General features: G+C 62.7%; 14 protein-coding genes. 7 read left to right on the top strand and 7 right to left on the bottom strand.

Annotated features, from left to right (window positions below; genetic code table 11):
* Nucleotides 1-128 precede the first annotated feature (128 nt).
* Both RX328_RS42855 and RX328_RS42850 read left to right on the top strand, forming a co-directional pair.
* On the top strand, nt 129-1,208 hold the full coding sequence (locus RX328_RS42855; RefSeq protein WP_213253639.1) for an LLM class flavin-dependent oxidoreductase: 1,080 nt from the start codon (nt 129-131) through the stop codon (nt 1,206-1,208).
* Nucleotides 1,209-1,391: 183 nt separating this feature from the next.
* Nucleotides 1,392-3,287, top strand: coding sequence for a patatin-like phospholipase family protein (locus tag RX328_RS42850; RefSeq protein ID WP_249726790.1), 1,896 nt, complete (start codon nt 1,392-1,394; stop codon nt 3,285-3,287).
* On the opposite strand, the gene RX328_RS42845 is transcribed toward RX328_RS42850, so the two are convergent.
* The 3 genes from RX328_RS42845 to RX328_RS42835 all read right to left on the bottom strand — a co-directional run bounded on the left by RX328_RS42845 (nt 3,203) and on the right by RX328_RS42835 (nt 9,466).
* The gene (locus tag RX328_RS42845) at nt 3,203-6,310 is read right to left on the bottom strand and encodes an EAL domain-containing protein (protein WP_409410867.1); all 3,108 of its coding nucleotides are present in this window, start codon (nt 6,308-6,310) and stop codon (nt 3,203-3,205) included. The two genes, RX328_RS42850 and RX328_RS42845, sit on opposite strands and share 85 nt — an antisense overlap.
* A gap of 209 nt (nt 6,311-6,519) precedes the next feature.
* Nucleotides 6,520-8,295 carry a putative bifunctional diguanylate cyclase/phosphodiesterase gene (locus RX328_RS42840; RefSeq protein ID WP_213253642.1) on the bottom strand — a complete coding sequence of 592 codons (1,776 nt, stop codon included), beginning with the start codon at nt 8,293-8,295 and terminating at the stop codon, nt 6,520-6,522.
* A gap of 208 nt (nt 8,296-8,503) precedes the next feature.
* Nucleotides 8,504-9,466, bottom strand: coding sequence for a sensor histidine kinase (locus RX328_RS42835; protein ID WP_213253643.1), 963 nt, complete (start codon nt 9,464-9,466; stop codon nt 8,504-8,506).
* 187 nt (nt 9,467-9,653) lie between these two features.
* Between RX328_RS42835 and RX328_RS42830 the strand changes: the two genes are divergently transcribed.
* From RX328_RS42830 to RX328_RS42820, 3 genes are all read left to right on the top strand, one after another.
* Nucleotides 9,654-10,496 (top strand): SDR family NAD(P)-dependent oxidoreductase, encoded by an 843-nt coding sequence (locus tag RX328_RS42830; protein WP_213253647.1) that lies wholly within the window; start codon nt 9,654-9,656, stop codon nt 10,494-10,496.
* 159 nt (nt 10,497-10,655) lie between these two features.
* Entirely contained in the window at nt 10,656-11,687 is a 1,032-nt protein-coding gene (locus RX328_RS42825; protein WP_247510610.1) for an IS110 family transposase, read from the top strand.
* A 293-nt stretch (nt 11,688-11,980) separates the two neighbouring features.
* The gene (locus RX328_RS42820) at nt 11,981-12,478 is read left to right on the top strand and encodes a cupin domain-containing protein (RefSeq protein ID WP_213253462.1); all 498 of its coding nucleotides are present in this window, start codon (nt 11,981-11,983) and stop codon (nt 12,476-12,478) included.
* A 110-nt stretch (nt 12,479-12,588) separates the two neighbouring features.
* On the opposite strand, the gene RX328_RS42815 is transcribed toward RX328_RS42820, so the two are convergent.
* The 3 genes from RX328_RS42815 to RX328_RS42805 all read right to left on the bottom strand — a co-directional run bounded on the left by RX328_RS42815 (nt 12,589) and on the right by RX328_RS42805 (nt 16,241).
* Nucleotides 12,589-13,965 carry a cytochrome P450 gene (locus RX328_RS42815; RefSeq protein ID WP_213253461.1) on the bottom strand — a complete coding sequence of 459 codons (1,377 nt, stop codon included), beginning with the start codon at nt 13,963-13,965 and terminating at the stop codon, nt 12,589-12,591.
* A 410-nt stretch (nt 13,966-14,375) separates the two neighbouring features.
* Entirely contained in the window at nt 14,376-15,617 is a 1,242-nt protein-coding gene (locus RX328_RS42810; RefSeq protein WP_213253460.1) for an LLM class flavin-dependent oxidoreductase, read from the bottom strand.
* Between the two features lie 213 nt (nt 15,618-15,830).
* On the bottom strand, nt 15,831-16,241 hold the full coding sequence (locus tag RX328_RS42805; RefSeq protein WP_317258600.1) for an Lrp/AsnC ligand binding domain-containing protein: 411 nt from the start codon (nt 16,239-16,241) through the stop codon (nt 15,831-15,833).
* A gap of 51 nt (nt 16,242-16,292) precedes the next feature.
* On the opposite strand from RX328_RS42805, the gene RX328_RS42800 reads away from it, so the two are divergent.
* Nucleotides 16,293-17,504, top strand: coding sequence for a PHB depolymerase family esterase (locus tag RX328_RS42800; protein WP_213253458.1), 1,212 nt, complete (start codon nt 16,293-16,295; stop codon nt 17,502-17,504).
* A 34-nt stretch (nt 17,505-17,538) separates the two neighbouring features.
* Here the strand turns inward: RX328_RS42800 and RX328_RS42795 are convergent, their stop codons facing one another.
* On the bottom strand, nt 17,539-18,207 hold the full coding sequence (locus tag RX328_RS42795) for an MBL fold metallo-hydrolase (protein WP_213253457.1): 669 nt from the start codon (nt 18,205-18,207) through the stop codon (nt 17,539-17,541).
* Nucleotides 18,208-18,367: 160 nt separating this feature from the next.
* Here RX328_RS42795 and RX328_RS42790 point away from each other — a divergent pair, with 160 nt between their 5' ends.
* The gene (locus RX328_RS42790; protein WP_213253468.1) at nt 18,368-19,183 is read left to right on the top strand and encodes an RMD1 family protein; all 816 of its coding nucleotides are present in this window, start codon (nt 18,368-18,370) and stop codon (nt 19,181-19,183) included.
* The last annotated feature ends 3 nt before the right edge of the window (nt 19,184-19,186 follow it).

Here is a 19,186-nt window from a genome sequence, read left to right as displayed (position 1 = left end):
TGACGCAATGCTGGCGAAATGCGCGCTGCGGGCGAACCCGATTGCCCCAAGCCTGGCAGACGCTAGACTGATTCCCACGACGATCAAGCAACAAGCGCGCCAAAGAATACGTCAAGGGAGAAACGTTCATGCGTCCGCTCGAATTCGGCTGGTATCTGCCCACGCATGGCGACACCACGGCCTACGGCCTGATGGATGCGCAGATTCCCGGCTCGCCCGAACTCTGCGACCGCGTGGTGCAGGCGGCAGAAAAGGCCGGCTTTGAATATCTCCTGATCCCGGTCGGTTCGGTGTGCTGGGAAGCCTGGATCACGGGCGCGTTCATGGCGGCGCGTTGGTCGTCGATCAAGCCGCTGATCGCGGCGCGGCCCGGCTACATCAATCCGGTGCTGCTGGCGAAGATGATCTCGACCTTTGACCAGATGTCGGGCGGGCGCATCTGCGTCAATCTGATCGCTGGTCAGAACGAAAGCGAGGTCGAAGGCGAGGGCATTCCTTATCCAAAAGAGCAGCGTTACGAACTGATGGAGGAGGAAGTCTCGATCCTGAAGGCGCTCTGGACGACGCGCGGGCCGGTGAATTTCGAAGGCAAGTTTCACAAACTGTCTGGCGCCCATATCCGCCCGCGTCCGCACCAGCAGCCGTTTCCAAAATTCTATCTTGGCGGCGGCTCGCGCCAGGCTTGGGAATTGTCGGCCAAACATTCCGACGTGCATCTGTTCTGGGGCGATTTGCCGGAAAAGATCGCCTCGAATATCGTCGAGATCAGGGAGATGGCGCGCGGAAATGGCCGCGAAAACGACATCGGCTTCGGCATGCGCCTTCAAGTGATCTGCCGCAAGAACGAGGCGGACGCCTGGGAGGCCGCCGATCAACTGGTGCGGCATGCGACCGAGCGGCAAAAGCAGGAAATGAAAACGCTTTACAACAAATCGGAAGCCAACCAGCGCGTACAGCAGCTCGCCCGTGAGCATGGCGATCTTCTGCTGCCGCATCTATGGACAGGCATCACAAAAGTCCGCCCCGGCGCCGGCATTGCCGTGGTCGGCAATCCCGTCCAGTGCGCCGATACGCTGCAGCAATTCATCGACGCCGGCTGCCACTCGTTCTGCCTGTCCGGCTATCTGCATGACGAGGAGGCCGAGCGTTTTGGCCGTCTGATCCGTCCCATTCTCGCGGAGAACAATCGCGGCCGGTGCGCGGCGTAGAGCGGCAGCGGTTTGCAGCGTTCATGCTGCAGTGCATCCGCCGTTGGGCCAAATGCTGCGGTGCGCTCGCTGGCTTTTATATCACTCGCGGTGCCGTGTGGGCGGCGCTAGAGTCGGGCTGCGAATTCAACCGGGTACCGCCAAATGAATGGGTCGAGTTCGGTACTGGCGTGGAGCTCTGCGTTGGAGGACTTCGCGCTGTTTCGAACGCTCAGTTCCGAACAGCGGCTCAAGGCACTCAACGCCATGGTCCGCCAGGATCTGGTGCGTGGACAAATGCTGGTCGCGCAAGGCGGGCCGTCGGACTCGCTTTTTCTGGTGCTGCACGGCGCACTCGCGGTGCGCAAGACCGGCTATCTCGAACCGATCGCCGAGCTTCGCGCCGGCGAACTGGTCGGCGAGATCGGCTTCTTCGGTAACGTCCCGCGCACGGCCGATGTGATCGCCATCCGCGACACCAGCGTGCTGGCGTTGACGCGTCCGGCCTATCAGAAGCTCGTCGAGGAGGCACCCGCCATCGTCGAGGCGCTGCTCGCGGCGCTGGCACGGCGGTTCGCCAAGGAGACCGCGCGCATTGCGCCGTTTCCCACTTCGCCGAAAGCACGAACAGTGGCGCTGATCGACGGCGGATTGGAGCCGCTGCCGGGCGCCTTCGATCGCCGGATGCGCGAGGGGCTGGCCGCGATCCATGCCGAGATCGTCGACGCCGCGCGTTTGCATGCGATGTTTCCCGGGCGCGCGCTCGATGCGCATGACGTCACCGAATGGCTCAACAAGCTCGAACATACCGCGCCGCTGGTGGTCTATCTCGGCGGCCGCGAGGCGTCGCCGTGGGCGCGCAAGGCGATCCGTCAGGCCGACATGGTGGTGTTCGCCTGTCGCGGGGATGCGCCCGCGGCGGCATTGACGGAAATCGAGGCTGTCGCCTGCGAGGTTCATTCGATCTCGGCGCGGCGCCTCGTTCGCATCCATGACCGGCGAAGCGGCGAGGTCTCCGGCACCGCGGCGTGGCTCGCCCGGCTGCCGGCCTTCATGCATCACCATGTCGCACTCGAAGACCAGGTCGATATCGACAGCCTGATTCGCTTTCTATGCGGCCGCGCCGTCGGCTTCGTCGCTGCCGGCGGCGGCAGTTTTGGAACCGCACATGTCGGCATCTACAAGGCCTTTCGCGAGCGCGGCGTAATATTCGATATCTTCGTCGGCACCAGCGTCGGCTCCGCCATGGTGGCTGGCTTCGCCAAAAATCTCGAAGCCGAGCATCTCGAGCGCGGCACGCATGAAATATTCGTCACGAGCCGAAGCTTTCGGCGGCCGACCTGGCCGCGCTATGCGCTGTTGGATCACAAGGCGTTCGATCGGGCGCTTGCCAGTCAATACGGTCCTGACTGCCGGATCGAGGATTGCTGGCGGCCGTTCGCGGCCGTCGCCACCAACCTTTCGACCCACAATCTCGAGCTGATCCGCACGGGGCCGCTTTGGCAGGCGGTCCGCGCATCGAGTGCCATCCCCGGGCTGTTGCCGCCGTTCTACACGAAGGAAGGCGCGATGCTGGTCGATGGATGTCTGATCGACAATGTGCCGCTGGCGTCGATGCACCAGCTCAAGAGCGGCCCCAATCTCGTCGTGCATTTTGGCGAGCCGGCGGCGGAGATGTTCGATGTCGACTATGAATCGCTGCCGGGACGGCTGGAATTGATCGCCGCCATGCTGACGCCGTTCCGCAAGAAGTTGCTTCCTGAGGCACCGAGCGCGGTGAACGTTTTGTGGCGGAGCCTGGTGGCGCACCAGCGCTACGATATGTTGCCGGTCGGGCCATTTGATACGGTGATGCGGCCGCCGCTTCCGCTCGAGATCGATGTGACGGATTTCGATCGCCACACGGAAATCTTTGAAGCCTCCTACCTCTGGGCCAAGGAGGCCATTGCGGCGCTGGAGGCGGGTGGCAGCTCGGCGATCGCAGCCATTCTCGATACCGGCGCGCTGGAACGGCGTCAGGCGACAGCCGTCGCGGGCTCCAATCGCGCACCCAGCAATCGTCTAGCCTCAGCCGCCGGCTTCGGTGCGCTGAACAGATAGCCCTGCATCTGGGTGCAGCCGAGCTCGCGCAGCATCTCGCGCTGCTGCTCGGTCTCGACGCCTTCCGCCGTCGTGGTCATGTTGCGAGCGGCTGCAATGTTCACCACCGCCTGCACGATCGCCGCTGAGCCGTCGACCTCGATGTCGCTGACGAAACAGCGGTCGATCTTGATCTTGTCGAACGGGAATCGCTTCAGATAGCTCAGCGAGGAGAAGCCAGTGCCGAAATCGTCGAGCGCGATGCGCACGCCGATGGCGCGAAGCTGATGCAGGATGGCGAGCGCGGTTTCGTCGTCATGGATCAGCACCGCCTCGGTGATTTCGATCTCGAGCCGGTCGGGCGGCAGTCCGGAAGCGGCCAGCGCGCCGGTGATCCGCAGCGCCAGCGTCGGCGACTTCAATTGGATCGGAGAAACGTTGACGGCGAGCCGGACCCGGGATGGCCAGCCGGCCGCCTCGGTGCAGGCGGTCTGCATGACCCAGTCGCCGAGTTCGTTAATCAGGCCGGTGTCTTCGGCAATCGGGATGAATTCGGCCGGAGAGACCATGCCGCGTTCGGGATGCCGCCAGCGCAATAGCGCCTCGCAGCCCGTCACCTCGCCGCTCGCGAGATCGAGCAGCGGCTGGTAGTGAATTTCGAAGCCACCGTCGGCCAATGCCTGTCGCAGATCCTGCTCCATCGTGAGCCGCGCCTGGGCGCGCGCATCCATGGAGGGCTCAAAGAAGCGATGGGTGCGGCGTCCCTCGGCCTTGGCGGCGTACATGGCAAGGTCGGCATGCTTGATCAACTGGTCGAGTTCAGTGCCGTCCTCCGGCGCGAGCGCGATGCCGATGCTGGCATCGGTCGAGAGATGATGGCCGAGGCACCGATAGGGCTGCCGTAGCGCCTCGTAAACGCGGGCCACGAATTCCTCGACCTCGGTGCGGCTGCCGATCGCGGTCTGGATCACAGCGAATTCGTCGCCGCCGAGACGGGCGATCAGATCGCCCGGCTTGATGCAGTCCTTGAGGCAGGCTGCGACCGCCTTCAGAAGTTCGTCGCCGACATGGTGCCCGAGCGAGTCGTTGATGCCCTTGAATTCGTCGATGTCGATGTAGAGCAGTGCGAATCGGTCGCCGCCTATGGCCTTGCGAAGCTCGCGCTCGATCTGCTCGCGGAACAGCACCCGGTTCGGAAGATCGGTCAGCGCATCGTAATGCGCCAGATGCGCGATCTTCTCGTTGGCAAGCCGGCGCTCGGTAACGTCGTCGACCACGTTGATGATGTAATGCGCCTGGCCCGCCGAGTTACGGATTCCGAGCCGTTTGGAGGTGACGTAGCGCGGGCCCATCCCCTGAGTTTCCCAGACGTGCTCGTCCTTGAACAGGCCGTCGGGAGATTGCAGCGTATTCTCTTCATCGGCCGCGATGATCTCGGCGGCAGCTTGCGGAAAGATGTCGGAGGCCGTCCTGCCGATGATCAGGTCGCGCGAAATGCCGAACTGGGCTTCCGCCACGCGGTTGACCAGAAGATAGCGCCGGTCGTGCACGTCCTTCACAGTGATCTGGGAGGGGATGTGATCGATGATCTGGCTGAGGAAGGCGTAGTTGCGGTCGCGCTCCTGCTCGAGGTTGCGCCGCTCGGTGATGTCTTCCATGGTGGCGACCCACCCGCCATCCGCAAGCGGCTTTCTCACCGTCAAGAATGTGCGCCCGTCGGCGCATTGGATGACGCTTTGGCCCGCCTGGCCGCGCGCGATGTTCTGCACGACCGATTGGCAGAACTCATCGATGTCGCCATCGAACGAGCCGCGATCCTTGCGATGCTGCATCAGGTCGCGAAGATGACAGCCGGGCTTGACCACGTCGGCCGACAGGTTGTGCATGTCGATGTAGCGCTCGTTGAAGGTGACGAGGCGAGCCGTGGCGTCGAACGTCGCAAGACCCTGAATCATGTTGTTCAGGGCGGTATCGAGCCGGCCGCGTTCCGTTTCCAGCCGCTGCTGCGCTTCGCGGCTCTGCCGGGTGATCTGCCGGATGATCAGGAACAGGATCAGGGCGATCACCGCAGCGGACAACGTTGCCGCGATGAGCAGGAATCTGGTTTGCTCCTGCCAGTCGGCGAGTGCGGCGGCGACCGTGTTGGTCGCGACCACCACGCCCGAGTAATGCGCGAGCGGAGCCGCAGATCCCAGCCTGGCGGTCTGGTCGATTGGACTTTGCACGCGCAGCGTCTGCGCGCTGCCGCTTTCCCGCACGCGCTGCAGCAGCGGCGCGTTCGAAAAATTCTGGCCGATCAGTGCGTCGACACGCGGATAGCGGGCCAGCAAAGTGCCGTCGGCATGAAACATCGAAATGGCGGCGCCGGTTCCGAGCGCGACGGAAGCGAAGAATTTTTCGTAATTGGCAGGGTTGATGCGCCGCGTCATCACGCCGAGGAAGATGCCGTCTTCGCCCTTCAATCGATGGGCAATGACGGAATTCAGGTTGCCCGTGAGATAGCTTCGAACCGACTCGGCCAGAATAGAGGGTGACCGCGAATCGAATTTGAAGCTCTTGAAATAGGCCCGCTCGGAGATGTTGAGCTTGGGCGCGGGCAGCGGCCGCGACCAGTTGATCATATCCCCATTGGAATCGAAGATCGAGATGTCGCCGAGGTATGACAGGACGCCCGCCTTCGATCTCATGATCTCGTGCGCTTCCGCGCTCGCGACGCGTTGTCGGAACTCCTTCTCCGAGCCGATGCCGGAAATCTGCAGTCGGGAGATCACGTCGTCGGCGAGCGTGTCGGAGTCCTCGAACTGCTGGTCGAAATGGCGGGCGAGCAGACGAACGGTGTTCTCCAGCTCGCGCTCGCTGTTGACGAGCGCGCGCTCACGGAACTCGCCGGCCATCATGATGGTACCGACGAAAATCGCAGCGACCAGCAAGCCGCCGCAAAGGGTCAGCCACAACACCGGGCCCCGGATCGTTGCGGTAACGTGCCGTCCGGCGGCCGCGGTCCGGGCCTTCATGCCTCGCAGATGGTGAAACAGATCGCGCATTCTCCCTTCTCCCGGGAACATGCGTACGATGCGCGCATCTCATAAGCCGTTAGGAAATCCGGTTACCTAAGCCTTAATCGAGTGTTCTTCGGGCGCAATCGCGGGGTCTAGAGCCTTTTCGGTTCTGATTGAATCAGAACCGGGCTCTAGGTTTTTGTCTTGACGCGTTTTCTTGACGCGAACCGGTGTCCACTTCGCTGGAAAACGCTCTAACGGCGATAGCCGCCGGCGCGCGAATAGGTGGGGCGGTTTTCCTGTGCCGGCCGGCTGGCCTGGCTGGCGCGCGCCTCGCTGGCGCGCGGGGTCGTCAGCTTGAGGTCCTCCAGGAAGATCGGCTTTGAGAAGTAATAACCCTGGGCGTAGCGGATCTTGGTCGCTGCCTGCAGATAGGCCAGTTCCTCGAAAGTCTCGAGCCCTTCGGCGATCACGGTCATGCCGAGCGCTTCGCTCAAGGATTCGATTGCCCGCAAGATGCCTTGGCTGCGCGGACGCTTATGGATATCGGTGATGAAGGAGCGGTCGATCTTGATCTCGTCGGCGGTAATGTCGGCCAACGCCGACAGCGACGAATAGCCGATGCCGAAATCGTCGATCGAGATCTTGACGCCGAGCTTGCGGAAGATCGGCAGGATCTCGTCCTGGAAGTGCGTCTTGGTCACGAAGGCGTCTTCCGTCACCTCGATCATGAAGCGCTTTGGAAATCCGGTGGCTTCGATCGCCTGGGCGAACGAGCGCATGAATTCGAGATTGCCGGCCTGTTTGGCCGCGACGTTCATGCTGATCGTGGTGTCGGGGCCGAAGTTCTCGTTGATCAGGTCGATCGATTTGACGATCTCGGCCAGCACCAGGTGAGTCAGTTCGTCGATCAAGCCGAGTTCGGTGGCAAGATTGATGAAGGTGCTGGGGGCTTGAATCACCCCCTCGTCGTCGCGCAGTCGCACCAGCGCCTCGACGCCCATGAGCTCCTGGGTCCGGATGTCGACCTTGGGCTGGAAAGCGCAGCAAAAGCGTTTTTCCAGGATCGCCACCCGCAGCGCCTGCTCGACTTTCATCCGCGCCAGGGCTTCGCGTTCCATGCTGGCGTCGAAGAACGCGGCGGCGCCCTTGCTGCCGTTCTTGACGCGGTACATCGCGATATCGGCGTTCTGACGCAACTCCTCATAGCTGCGCCCGTGCTCGGGGTAGAGGCTGACGCCTATCGAGGTCGAGGCGAAGATTTCAGATTGGTCGATGAAGAACGGCGCTTTCAGCCGCTGCAGGATGAAGCGGATGAATTCGGCGACCTCGCTCTCGCTCTGAACCGGGTTGAGCAGCAACACGAACTCGTCGCCGCTGATCCGCGACAGAATATCGGAATCGCGCAAATCAAGTCCCACCCGCTTGGCGATCTCCGCCAGCAGCGCGTCGCCGACCGAATGTCCGTAGTAGTCGTTGATGTGCTTGAAATTATCGACGTCGAGAAAGGCCAATGCAAAAAGGCCCTGTCCGTTGTCGTACTTCAAGAGACTGTTGACGCGATGTTCGATCACGCGCCGCGTCGGCAGCCCGGTCAGTTCGTCGTAGTAGGCGGAGCGGAACAGATGTTCCTCGAACGCCTTCTGTTCGGAAATGTCGGTCGAGCTCGAGATCAGCAGATTGCGCTCGGCGATCCGAACCGGCCGATGCGAGGTCAGGAATACCTGCTTGGTTTGGCTTCCGGCAATGGATTCTTCCAGCACCGCCGGGCGACCGGAACGCAGCAATTCGAGGCAGGTTTCGCGGCGATCGTTCAGGTGCGAGGCCTCCGGTGCGGCGGTGGCCATCTGCAGCGCGGCCGCCGCGGCGTCGTTCACCAGCACGAACTCACCGCTCTCGTCCTGAACTGTCACGCCAGTCGGAAGCAGCCTGATGATGTCTCTCAGGATGTTCAGTTCGGATTCGAGTGCGCTTTCGTTGACGGCCTGCGTCGCCGGCGCCGGAAAGTCGTGCTTGTAGGGACCCTGCATGCCGCGGAGCTTGGCAAAGTCCCTTGTAGTATTGGTTAAGCGGACTTCTGAAAAGCCGCAACAACCGTAGGAGTCAGCGATTCCGAACGGCCCCGGGCTCGATCGTCATTAACAGAGTGTCAACGCGAAGCGAGAGGGTCACTCAAAGCGGCAGAGATCTGTTTCGAGAAAAGATGCTTCAGAACGAGAATAGCGGGCGCTGTCGTGCCTAGCTCGCCGGGATCTTGCATTGCATCGTGCAATGCACGCCGGTCTTCAGGAAGCTGATCTCGGTCTTGCCGTCGAACGCGCGCAGTGCCGCTTGCAACAGCTTGGTGCCGAAGCCCGGCGGGCCGACGCTTTCGATCACGGGACCTTCGGTTTCATCCCAGGTGAGGTTGAGGCGATCGTCCGACACCGACCACGACACTTGCAGCAGCCCGCGGGCCGAAGAAAATGCGCCGTACTTGCCCGCATTGGTGGCCAGCTCGTGGAAGATCAGCGCCAGGCTGACCGCCAGTTTGGCCGGCAGAAACAGGGCATCGCCGTTCAAATTGAACCGGACGTGGCCGTAGGGCCCGAGCTCGGAACGCAGCATGTCCTTGATGTCGCAACCGCTGCCGTCCAGCCGCGCGATCAAATCGTCGGTCGCCGATAGTGCGCGGAGGCGGTGGTCGATGCTGCTCCAGATCTGCGGCTGGTCCTGCAGGACCTGGTGCAGCACAGCGTGGATCGTTGACGTCTTGTTCTTGAGCCGGTGCTGCAACTCCTCGACCAGGAGCTTGCGATATTCCTCTTCCTGGGCAAGCCGCTTGGAATCCTCACGTTGTTTAGCAACAATCCTCCGGTAATGCTCAACGCCCCAGATGGCGAAACCGCAAACAGCCCAGAACATCACTAGCAGCGCAAACCGTGCGGAATCGGCCGTGGCACTGCCGAAATTGACGAGGACGCCGAGCGCGCCTCCCGCGATTGCCGTGGCGATCCCGATCCGGGCACCGCCGACGGCGGCGGCCAGGAACACGGCTGGAAAATAAGGCGTGAAGAATACGTCCGGACGAATCTGGGCGACACCCCACCGGGCGATCGTCGACAAGACGAGACAGCCGGTCGCGAACACCGTGCTGGAAAGCAGGGAGGGCTGGGAGATTCCCTGCCAGCCGTTCCTGAGCTCGTCGATCAACTTCTTCATCAGGACTGTCACTTCACGTGATCAGCGCATCCAAAATATGGCCGATCACGCCGAAAATCGGGGATTTCGTGGCGACCAAGGCAGCAAAGCCAGCCGAGCGCCGGGTGGTCGCGATGGAACAAGCTCGCTTGCCTTGTCCGCGAGGGGCGGGAATATTGCTGTGAACGAATTTGACGGGGGTAACAACATGGGACGGCTGGACGGCAAGGTAGCGGTGATCACCGGCGCCACGAGCGGCATCGGGTTGCATAGCGCGGAGCTATTCGTCGCCGAGGGCGCAAAAATCGTCATCGCCGGGCGGCGCGTGCCGGAGGGCGAGGCGCTGGCCAATAAGCTCGGCGCCAACTGCATCTTCCGCCAGACCGACGTCACGGTGGAAGAACAGATGAGCGCGCTGATCGGGCTTGCGGTGGAGAAATTCGGCCGCATCGATTGCCTATTCAACAATGCCGGCGGCCCGGCGCAGACCGGCGGCATCGAAGGCCTCGAAGTCGAGCGGTTTGACGCCGCAATGGCGACGCTGGTGCGCAGCGTGATGCTCGGCATGAAGCATGCGGCGCCGCATATGCGTAAGCAAGGTTCCGGCAGCATCATCAACAACGGCAGCATTGCCGGCCGCCTCGCCGGCTTTTCGTCGTCGATGGTCTATAGCGCGGCGAAGGCCGCCGTCATCCATCTTACCAAATGCGTGGCGATGGAACTCGGCGAAGCCAACATCCGCGTCAATTCGATTTCGCCCGGCGCGATCGCCACCGGCATTTTCGGCAAAGCGCTCGGCCTGCCGGTGGAGGCCGCCGAAAAGACCTCGGCCGTGATGCGCGAGGTCTACAAGGCCGCGCAGCCGATCCCGCGCGCCGGTCTGCCCGAGGATATCGCGCACGCCGCGGTGTTTCTGGCCAGCGACGAATCCTCCTTCATCAACGGCCACGATCTGGTAGTCGACGGCGCCATGACCGGCGGCCGCAATTGGAGCCAGCAGCAGCAGGGCTATGTCACGCTGAAGAAGGCGTTCGATCAGGGCGCGGGGTAGCCGTCATTGCGAGCGAAGCGAAGCAATCCATGGTGCCGCATACCGAGCAATGGATTGCTTCGTCGCTTCGCTCCTCGCAATGATGGGGTGGACGGCCCCCGAACGGCATCGATGTGCCAGACTGGCGATGCTGAGTCGAACCAGACAAGGGGACCGTCCATGACGAAGATTAGCACGATTGGGTTGGATCTGGCTAAGAACGTGTTTCAGGTTCACGGGATTGATGCATCGGGAAGGGTTGTGCTGAGGCGGCAGCTCAGGCGGGCTGCCGTAGAGAAGTTCTTTGCGGGGTTGCCACCGTGCCTGGTTGGCATGGAGGCTTGCGGGAGCGCACATCATTGGGCCCGGGTGATCAGGCGCTATGGCCATGAGGTGCGACTGATGCCGCCGGCCTATGTGAAGCCCTACGTCAAGCGCAACAAGAACGACGGCCGGGATGCGGAAGGTGTCTGCGAGGCAGTGGGCCGGCCGACGATGCGCTTTGTTCCGGTGAAGAGCGTCGAGCAACAGGCCACGCTGGCGGTTCATGGCACACGTGCCTTGCTGGTTCGCCAGCGGACGATGGTGGCAAACGCCTTGCGGGCAGCGCTGAGCGAGCTCGGGATCGTGGCCGCGCAAGGACATCAGGGGCTGTGTGAGCTGATGGCCAAGCTTGAGGAGCCGAGCGAAGAGATTCCGGAGATGATGCGATGTGCTCTGTTGATGCTGGCGCAGCACTGGCAGGCGCTCAATGCCGATGAACGCGTGCTTGAACGGCAGATCGCGAAGGCTGCCAGATGCGATCGGGACGCGCGCCGGCTGATGGAAGTCCCAGGCGTCGGCCCGATCATCGCCAGTACGGTGTTGGCCAAAGTGCCCGATGCGAAGGTGTTTCGCTCCGGTCGGGACTTCGCCGCCTGGATCGGGCTCACCGGCAAGGACCACGGTACTGGCGGCAAGCATCGCCCAGGGCGTATCTCCAAACAGGGAGATCGTATGTTGCGCGCGCTGCTGATCAGCGGAGCCAGCGCCCATCTGCGGCAGCAAAAGAGGCGCGGCGTCAGCGACCCGTGGCTGCGCGATCTTTTGGCGCGGCGGCCTTACAAGGTCGCCATGGTGGCGTTCGCCGCTAAAGCCGCGCGCATCCTCTGGGCCATGCTGAGCAAAGGAGAAGTTTACCGAGACCGCGCGAGCGCGCCGGCTGCTGCCTAGTTGAAGGGCGACAGCCGCCGCGCTCGCGCTCATCCCTATCGGAAGGGCAATTAAGGTGTGATGGCAAATGGTCAGGAAACCAGGATCGAAACACTCCGACACGTCATCGCGCGTCACAGCGCGCCGCAATGATTGGAATTCGATCCGCGATCTCCATCAGGGCCCGCGGTCAATGGCCGCTTCTCGAGGCCGTATACATGACCGCTCCCCGATCCATTGCCGAAGCACCAAAAAGCCCTTGCCGAGAGGGGGCCGTCCATACATGACGGTTGGATTGGAGCAAGGAGACGCAAATGTCTACAACATTCCACCTATCACCATCGGCGAACGGCCGCCCACTCTATCTCGCCATCATCGCCGGGCTCGCCTGTGCCTTCGTCATCGGCAAGACGCTGCCGTCGACCATGGACGCAGTTTCAGCGATCATCGAGCCGCTCTGCGCCAATAGCGTGACCGGTTCAACTCAGGATGCCGTCGAGCCGATCAGCTCGCACGCCTTGCCGAACGTGCCGGGCAAGCGCGTCACGATCGTGCGCGTGTTCTACGGCCCGGGCGGCTTTACCCCCGCGCACCGGCATGCCGGCTCCGTCACCGCTTACATTACCAAGGGCGAGATCCGCTCGCAGCTTGCCGGCGGTCCCGTCGAGACGTTTGGGGTCGGTCAGTCGTTCTTCGAGCCGCCCGGCTCAACCCATCTCGTCTCGGCCAATGCCAGCCTGACCGAGCCTGCGGAACTGATTGCGGTGTTCGTGGCCGACGAAGGCGCACAACTCACGACGCTGGTGAAATGAAGCTCGCAAGCCGGGAATCGCGGGCAAAGCGAAGCGTGCCCACCATTCCAAACCGCGATCGGGGAGAGATGGTGGGCACGCTGCGCTTTGCCTACCCTACGGACTGAGCCTCACACCGGCTTCACCACGACGCGCAGCCCGTCCCGCGGCTTCGGGATCGGCCACATCTGCCAGTCGGCCTTGTAGCCGGGCTCCAGCGACACCTCGAGATTTTGCAGGAAATGCCGCGCGAAGCACTTCGCCTGCATGTAGGCGAAGTGCAGGCCGAGGCACATATGCGCACCGCCGCCATAAGGCACCCAGGCGAAGCGGTGGCGGGTGCGTTGCGCTTCGTCGGAGAAACGCATCGGATCGAACTTGTCCGGATCGGGCCAGATCTCCGGCATATGGTGCGTGAACAGCGGGTTGACGCCGACCAGCGTGCCGGCGGGAATGTCGTACCCCCTAAACGAAAAGTCGCGCACCGCGCGGCGCGGCATCGACGGCACCGGCGGCTTCAGCCGGAGCGCTTCCTTGAACGCCATTTCCGACAGCGGCATCTTGTCGAGATTATCGATGCTGGAGGGATCGTTGGCCTCGATGCCGACGCCTTTGACTTCCTCGCGCAACTGCTGCTGCCATTCGGGGTGGGCGGCAAGCTCGCCGACGAAGGAGGTCAGCGACGATGTCAGCGTGTCATGCGCCGCCATCATCAGAAAACTCATGTGGTCGATGACGTCCTGGGTCGACAGCAGCGCGCCGTCCTCGTGCGTCGCCTGGCATAGCTGCGAGAACAGGTCATCGCCGCCGCCACGCGCGCGGCGGATCGGAATCTGCTCGGCGAAGTAGGCAACGATCCGCTTGCGGCCCGCAACGCCGCGGCCCATCTGCGTGAACGGCAGCGGCCGCCGGATCGGCGCCACGGCTGCGGCCACCATGTCGATGAAGGCGCGGGTGATCTCGTCGACCTCAGGCCCGATATCGGCACCGAGGAACGACGTCGCCGCCAGGTCGAGCGTGAGCTGCTTCATCGCCGGATACACCAGCATCTCGCCGGGCTGCGCCTTCCACTGCTTGACCCGCGCGGCAATGCCGCGGTCGAGATCGACGAGGTAGGACTTCATCGGCCCCGACTTGAAGGCGACCGACAGCGCGCGGCGGTGCAGGCGGTGCTCTTCGAAATCCAGCAGCATTAGCCCGCGCGGAAACAACAGGCCGAGGATCGGTCCCCAGCCATGGGTGGAGGAGAACAGGCGTGCCTGGTCGAACAGCACGAGCTCGTTGGCTTCAGGCCCGAGCATCGTCACGCTGGTCTCGCCGAACAGACGGGTGCGGTAGATCAGACCGTATTTGGCGGCCGACTTCTCAATCTGTCCCTTGGGGTCGGCCAGCACCGCCAGCGTGTTGCCGATGAACGGCCAACCCTCGTGACCGGGAATGTGCCGTAACGCCTTGGGGTTCGGCGGCACCGGGATATTGACGGGGGAAGCCACACTCTGCATCGACATGGCAATTGCTCCGGTTGAGCCTCGGATTGCGAGTATTATCCACCGTGTTGGCGGCCTTGTCGCGGCCTTAAATAGCGACGATTGCGGGCTCGGGGCTAGCCGAGGCAGGTAAATAGCCCTTCGTTTCGATGCGGCAAAGCGCGCCTGCCGGCCACAGGGGCCACCGCTCAGGAACTTTGCGGCACGTGGTGTGCTCCCATCAGCTGGGCAACGCTGCTAAACCCGTCATTGCGAGGAGCCAACGGGTCCGGCCTTCGGCCGGCCCGATGATAAACTCCGCGACGAAGCAATCCATGTCCCCGCTTGTGGCACAATGGATTGCTTCGCGGAGCCTGTCATCGGGCGCGCATACGCGCGACCCGGTGGCTCGCAATGACGGGGAGAGATCTCCACGCCCCTCACAAAGCCCATCACGCCTTCCGTTTCGCGGCTTCCTTCTGCAGATCCGGCGCGTTGATTGTCGGGATCGCCACCCGGCCGGGACCGGTATGGGCAAGCGCTGCCGCGGCCTTTTCGTTCTCCATGATCTTGGCCATCACGGCTTGGCCCGCGCGCTCGAACACCGCGCGGTTCTCGATCAGGAATTTTTGCGACTCGCGCAGTTTTGCGACATAGCCGTTGATCTCCGGAATCACGTAGCGCGCGACCATGTCCCAGCTTCGGCGGGTATTTTCCGGGTTGGCCCAGTCGTGCACGAATCCGATGATGGCGCCGACGCCGCCCGAGACCTGCATCAAATTCTTGATGGTTTTTACGAGATCATCCGGCGTGCCGATGGTGGAGGCGGCATTTTCGCCGCCGGCGGTTTTCTCGATCGCATCCTCGGGCGAGGTGAACGGCTCCAGCCCCGGCCGCTGCAACGTGCGGACGTTATATTCGTTGTGCCAGCGCATCAGGCCGGCGCCGGCCTCGCGCTGTGCCTGTTCGCGGGTCTCGGCGATGTGCCAGCTTAGCAGCACGCGCCAATCCGAACGGCTCACGGTGGTGCCGGCCTTCTTGGCGGCATCCTCGGCAAAGCCCCATTGCGTCGGCAGCGCCATCAGGCCCTGCGTTGACATCGAGCCAAGCGAGATGATGCCGATGCCGTATTTGCCGGCAAGCGTCATGCCCGACGGCGAAATCTGCGACGCCACCACGAACGGCATGTCTTCCTGCAGCGGCAGCAATTGCAGCGCGCCGTCCTGCATGGTGAACCAGTCGCTCTTGGCGGTGACGCGCTCGCCCCTAAACAGGCGGCGGATGATCGCGATCGCCTCGTCCTGGCGGTCGCGCTGCGTCATCGGATCGATGCCGAGCGTGTGCGCGTCGGAGGCGAGCGCGCCCGGACCGGAGCCGAAGATGGCGCGGCCGCCGGTCATCCAGTCGAGTTGCACCATACGCTGAGCGACGTTGTAGGGGTGGTGATAGGGCAGCGAGATCACGCCGGTGCCGAGCTTGATGCGCTTGGTGCGCTCGCCGGCGGCTGCCAGAAACATTTCCGGCGAGGCGATCATCTCCCAGCCCGAGGAATGGTGCTCGCCGCACCAGAATTCGTCGAAGCCGAGCGCATCGATCTGCTCGACAAAATCGAGGTCGCGGCGGAATTGCAGCAGCGGATGCTCGCCGATCGGATGATGCGGGGCGAGAAAAGCTCCGAATTTCAGGCGTGCCATACGTATTCCTCTCCGGATTTATTGTTCTTTGGAACAGCTTAGGTCCCAAACTACGGCGAGGGAAAGGGCAAGGCAATCCTCGAAGCCGGGCGGCCAGCGCATGGTTGTCGCGCAAAGGCAGGCGACATGCCGCAGCCCGGAATTCATGGGCGATGCTCTTCCTCTTATGGTTCGGTTGCTTTCGGTGCGCGCGGCGCGGCGTCGCAAGCAACGTCAGAACGGAGCGCGCGAGAGACTGACGCTCCAGGTCTCCTTTGCCGTCGACAGCGTGATCAGCGTTTCGGTTCGCTCCACGCCGTCGACCGCCTTGATCGTTTCGGTGAGAAATTTTTCGAGATCGCGCGTGGTGCCGACGCGAACATAATTCCAGGCGCTGGTAATGTGGTGGCATTTCAGCACGTCCGGTGACGATTTCACCCCTTCGGGCTGCTCCAGTTCACATCCGCCCACTCGGCGCGGCCGGCGCTGCTTGCGGCGGTCGCGCTGTTTGCGTTGTCGATCATCGCCTGCGCCGCATTCCTGACATGGATGCGCCGGATCACAGGATGACAAATTAACGTCAACTGCCAAAATTTGATTGTGGGGAATGACAGTGCACGGTCTTTTTAGTTTGCGGTGCAGCAACTATCTGTTCTGAGTAGCGTTCATAGGAACGACTCGCCCCAGGAGCTGCAATTGTCTCTCGCCAAGAACGTCGAATTCCTGCGCCATTTTCCGAAGCTGAACGGCTTCAATGGCTTGGGAATCTATGGCCGAAGCACGTCGCCCGGGGCCGGCAGTCCGCTCGCCGAAATCAACGGATTCGGCACAAACCCAGGCGCGCTCAAAATGTTCGCGTTCGTGCCGGAGCAATTGTTGCCCGCGCGCGCCCTTGTCGTCGTGCTGCATGGCTGCGGCCAGACCGCGGCCGGTTACGATTTCGGCACCGGCTGGTCGACGCTCGCCAAACGCTATGGGTTTGCGTTGCTGATGCCCGAGCAGCAGGCGTCGAACAATGCCAACACCTGCTTCAACTGGTTTAATCCGAGCGACATCGCGCGCGGCCGCGGCGAGGCCGCTTCGATCCGGCAGATGGTCGCGCGGATGGTCGCCGATCACAAACTCGATCCGCGCCGCATCTTCATCACCGGGCTTTCCGCCGGCGGTGCGATGACCTCGGTGATGCTGGCGGCCTATCCGGAAGTGTTTGCGGGCGGTGCCATCATCGCCGGTCTCCCCTACGGTATCGCCAGCAATGTCCGCGAAGCGCTTGGCGGCATGATGCAGTCGACGTCGCGCCCCGCCGGCAAGCTGGGCGATCTCGTGCGCAAGGCCTCCAAGCACAGGGGACCATGGCCGAAAGTATCGGTATGGCACGGCAGCGCCGACCGCACCGTTAACCCGGGCAACGCCAATGAGATCGTCAAGCAGTGGCTCGACGTCCACGGTCTGCCGGCCGCACCGATGTCGATAGGGGAGATTGACGGCCACCCGCGCGAAGTCTGGTGGAATGAAGACGGCGAAACCGTCGTGGAGTCCTACACCATCACCGATATGGCCCACGGTACGCCGCTGGGGCTTGCCGGCAATGACGAGCGCTACGGCGCGGAAGGTGCGTTCTTGATCGAGGCGGGAATTTCCTCGTCGTATCACATCGCAAATTTTTTCGGCCTGACCGAGCGCATCAGTCCTGCGAGCGAAGCGGCCAGGCCGGCGCAGGCGCCGAAGATCGTTCGGTCGGCTGCCACGGAGTCCCTGCAGTCGTCCGATATCGCCGCGAGACTCTGGTCGAGGACCCACAAGCCGGTTCGCGAACACAAGCCGGCGCCGCGCGAACCGAAGCGCCGCGGCATCGATGTCAGCAGCGTCATCACCCGCGCGCTAACGGCCGCAGGCTTGATGAAGTAGCCGGACATCACAGCGTCAGCCGGATAATTTCAGCTCACATCTCGTCGGTAAGGAACGGATTGGTCAGCCGCTCCTGACCGAGGCTGGAGCCGGCGCCATGGCCGCAGATGAAGCCGACGTCGTCGCCGAGCGGCAACAGCTTTTGCTTGATCGAATTGATCAGCGTGGCGTGGCTGCCGCCGGGCAGGTCGGTACGCCCGACCGAGCCGTTGAAGACCACGTCGCCGACATGGGCGAAGCGCAATTCCTTGTTGAAGAACACGACGCTGCCCGGTGAGTGGCCGGGGCAATGCAGGATGTCGAAGGCAAGCTCGCCGATCGAGACCTGATCGCCTTCGTCGAGCCAGCGGTCGGGCCCGAAATTACGCACCCCGGTGATGCCGAAGCGCTCGCCGCTCGAGACGACGTTGTCGAGCAGGAATTTGTCGGCGATATGCGGTCCTTCGATCTTGACCTGCAGCGCGTCGCGCAAGTCGGCGGCGCCGCCGACATGATCGATATGGCCGTGGGTCAGCCAAATCTTCTCGACCGTGACGCCGGTCTGCTTGATCGCCTCCAGAATTTTGGGAACGTCCCCGCCGGGATCGATCACCACGGCCTTCTTGGAAGGCTCGTGCCAGATGATGGTGCAGTTCTGCTCGAACAGCGTCACCGGCACGATCATCGCGCCGGCTTTCGCCTGGGTCTCGGTTTTGTCATCCATGGCAGGCACCATATTCTACCTTGAAAAGGGGTCAACACGGGCGGGAACCGATAGGTGATCGGTTTCAGTCCGTGATACGGTTTGCACGGAAGGACATCTAGTGGCGAAAGACGGAAATCGCATCAGCGCCGATCGTGATTTCGGCCGGGATGCGCAAGTCATCAATCAAGCCTCCAAATCGCCGCTCGGCGGGACCCGAACGACGGCCCGGGCGTTTTTTGTCAGCGATCGCCTCAATACGTCGGGCCTCGAGCGCGGCGACGTGCTGGCAACGACGCCGCTGGCGTTTCGCGTCAATGAAAACGGTGTCGTCGTCCTGTTTCGTTATGGCGTGGTGGTCCTGATCGGGCTGAATGCGCTGGAAGAGGAGGAATTCCTTCGCGGCCTGGATCACCGCATGACAGGGAAGTTTGCGCGGCGCGACGAGGAAATCGCAATCATCGAGCTCTCGCCCGATAAGGAGGATCAGATTCCACCCGGCGGGCCGATCTGCCTGCAAAGCCTGTCGCCTGACCGGCTGATCCTGATCTGCGAGGCCCTGGCGAAGAGCGTCGTCCTGGCCCGGCATGAACGCGAGGTTGCCAGCGTATTTGACACGACCGAACCGTTCGCTCGGGAACTGGCGCTGAGCGGGCGTATGCGTGGCAGCCGTCGCTCGATCCTGAAAAATATCGGCAGCGCGCTTCTGGTACGGCATCGGGTGTCGGGGCCGGTCGAGGTGGAAGAGAAACCCGACGTGCTCTGGGACAAGCCGCATCTGGAGCGGCTGTATGCCCGGCTGGAGGACGAGTACGAACTCAAGGAGCGCGCGGAGTCGCTGAACGGCAAACTCGCCGTAATCGCCGAGAGCGCGCAGGTGTTGACCGATATCATCGACACGCGTCGCTCGCTTCGGCTCGAAGTGATTATCGTGCTCCTGATCCTGTTCGAGGTTCTGGTGACGATCTATCAGCTTGCCATGGGCCGGCACCCCTGAGCG

It is taken from the genome of Bradyrhizobium sp. sBnM-33 (assembly GCF_032917945.1).
In the GTDB taxonomy this organism is placed as follows: Bacteria; Pseudomonadota; Alphaproteobacteria; order Rhizobiales; family Xanthobacteraceae; genus Bradyrhizobium.
Note: the sequence above shows the minus strand (reverse complement) of the source record. Positions and strands in the feature narration are given on the sequence as shown.